This is a genomic window from Psychrobacter sp. (assembly GCF_030457785.1).
GTDB lineage: Bacteria > Pseudomonadota > Gammaproteobacteria > Pseudomonadales > Moraxellaceae > Psychrobacter.
Map to the genome: position 1 here is coordinate 1 of NZ_JAKDUI010000290.1, position 2086 is coordinate 2086.

At 44.9% G+C, this 2086-nt stretch carries 1 protein-coding gene and 1 pseudogene; one reads left to right on the forward strand and one right to left on the reverse strand.

The features are described from left to right. Positions 1-38 precede the first annotated feature (38 nt). Positions 39-437 carry a DUF4377 domain-containing protein gene (locus L0J61_RS10640; protein WP_301466413.1) on the forward strand — a complete coding sequence of 133 codons (399 nt, stop codon included), beginning with the start codon at positions 39-41 and terminating at the stop codon, positions 435-437. 201 nt (positions 438-638) lie between these two features. Here L0J61_RS10640 and L0J61_RS10645 read toward each other — a convergent pair. Beyond that, a pseudogene (locus L0J61_RS10645) lies at positions 639-2054 on the reverse strand (L-serine ammonia-lyase); the annotation flags it as partial. Positions 2055-2086 lie beyond the last annotated feature (32 nt).

The following is a 2086-nucleotide window of genomic DNA, read 5'->3' on the forward strand; positions in this document are numbered from 1 at the left end:
TCAATAATAACTTATAACCAATAATTGAGGAATAAATAATGAAAAAACTAGCCCTTGCAGCATTAGCAACTACCTTTGCTCTATCAGCATGTTCTACAATGGATGTAGTTGACGAGCGTACCATGGTAGTGGAAGGCCAGCCTACGAATGTAAAAGTAGTCAACATTTCAAGCTTTGATGTCGAAGTTGCGCCACGTAAGGCAGTTTGCGATGTTACGGCCACTGATGGTTCTGTTGTTGAGTCGTCGTGCATACAGTATCGTCAAATGCATCAGAAAAACTTCACTACTCTGAGTGGTAACATCCAAGGCTTTACCTATGAGCCAAACTATCGCTATGTACTTGATGTACGCCAAGAAGCGGTCACTGCTGAAGGTTCAAATGTGGTTCAGCCAGTTTGGATTTTAAACGAAGTGGTTTCCAAGACAGCTGAGTAAAAAACTGTTAGCAAAATCATGACATGAGTGTTCAATTGGTTAATATTTACTCGTGTTTGTACTTACTCGTAACAGAAAGGCCTCTAATTATTTAGAGGCCTTTTTTATAGCAAAAATTCACGTATTATTGATATGTTCAGTCGAACGCAGAATAAGCGAGTCAATCAATGACGCTTTAATGTCGATCAAACATCAAAGATATCAGCACTGGCTGTACTTAACACTGACGCCATGCTTCGCAGTGGGTATGCGGTCGTCCGCGTAAACAGCCAAACCACCACGTGAAGTCTCTTTGTACTTATCAAGCATATCCGCCCCTGTGACTTTCATTGTTTCAATCACTTTATCTAAAGAGACAAAGTGCTGTCCGTTGCCACGATAGGCCAGACGTGCTGCATTGATCGCTTTCACTGCACCCATGGCATTACGCTCGATACAAGGCACCTGTACCAACCCACCTACAGGATCGCAGGTAAGACCCAGATTGTGTTCAATACCGATTTCAGCTGCATTTATGCACTTGGCTGGCGAGCAGTCCATGACTTCTGCCAGTGCAGAACCCGCCATGGCACAAGCAGAGCCGACTTCACCTTGGCAGCCAATTTCTGCGCCAGAGATAGAGGCGTTTTGTTTGATTAAGCTACCGATTGCAGTGGCGTTTAATAAAAATTTGCGCACACCTTCTTGGCTATAATTGGGTAAAAAATCACGATAGTAGTGCAGTACAGCAGGGATAATGCCTGCAGCGCCATTGGTTGGAGCCGTGACTACTTTGCCTCCATTGGCATTTTCTTCGTTAACGGCGAGTGCATATAAGTCAACCCAGTCCATCGCGGCAAGCTCATCGATCTTTGATACTGGCGTATCCTTTTCGGCATACAGCTGCTGATGCAAGTCTTGCGCGCGGCGTTTGACATCCAAGCCGCCCGGTAATATGCCGCCGTTTTCACAGCCTTGCTTGACACAGTCTTGCATCACGTCCCAAATATTATCTAAATAGTCTAATATCTCTGCTTTATCACGAAAGTGACATTCGTTAGCCAATACTAAGTCGCTGATACTGAGATTGTGCTGACGACATTGCTCGAGTAGCTCTGCAGCGCTGTTGAAAGGGTAAGGCACGCTATCAATCGTTGGGCTGGCATGATCTTCATCTGGGTTTTTAGCATCTTCATCGTTAATGACAAAGCCGCCACCTACTGAGTAATAAGTCTTTTGAAAATCAGTGTCGTCAGTCAACATGGCTCGCAAGGTCAAAGCGTTCGGATGGTAAGGTAAAACCGTGTCGTCGTACCAATAAATATCTCGCTCAGTGTCAAAGTCGATGGTATGCACATCTGATAGCTTTAGCTTCTTATCCGAAAAAATAGGTGATAGGTAATGGCTGGTCATACGAGTGTCAATCGTACTAGGAGTGTGACCGAGCAATCCTAATAAAGTCGCTGTATCCGTTGCATGTCCTTTGCCGGTTGCTGCCAAAGAACCATAGAACTCGATCTCGATCTTCTTGATGGTGGTCAGTTCGGTTTGCTTGGTTATCGAGCGCAAAAAGAGATTTGCGGCCACCATCGGTCCGACGGTATGCGAGCTCGATGGCCCAATGCCTATTTTAAATAAACTTAGATTAACACACCAAGTGCAACGCTAAT

Coding starts and splice junctions, on each gene's coding strand:
- L0J61_RS10640 (WP_301466413.1), top strand. CDS start 39: ATGAAAAAACTAGCCCTTGCAGCATTAGCAACTACCTTTGCTCTATCA.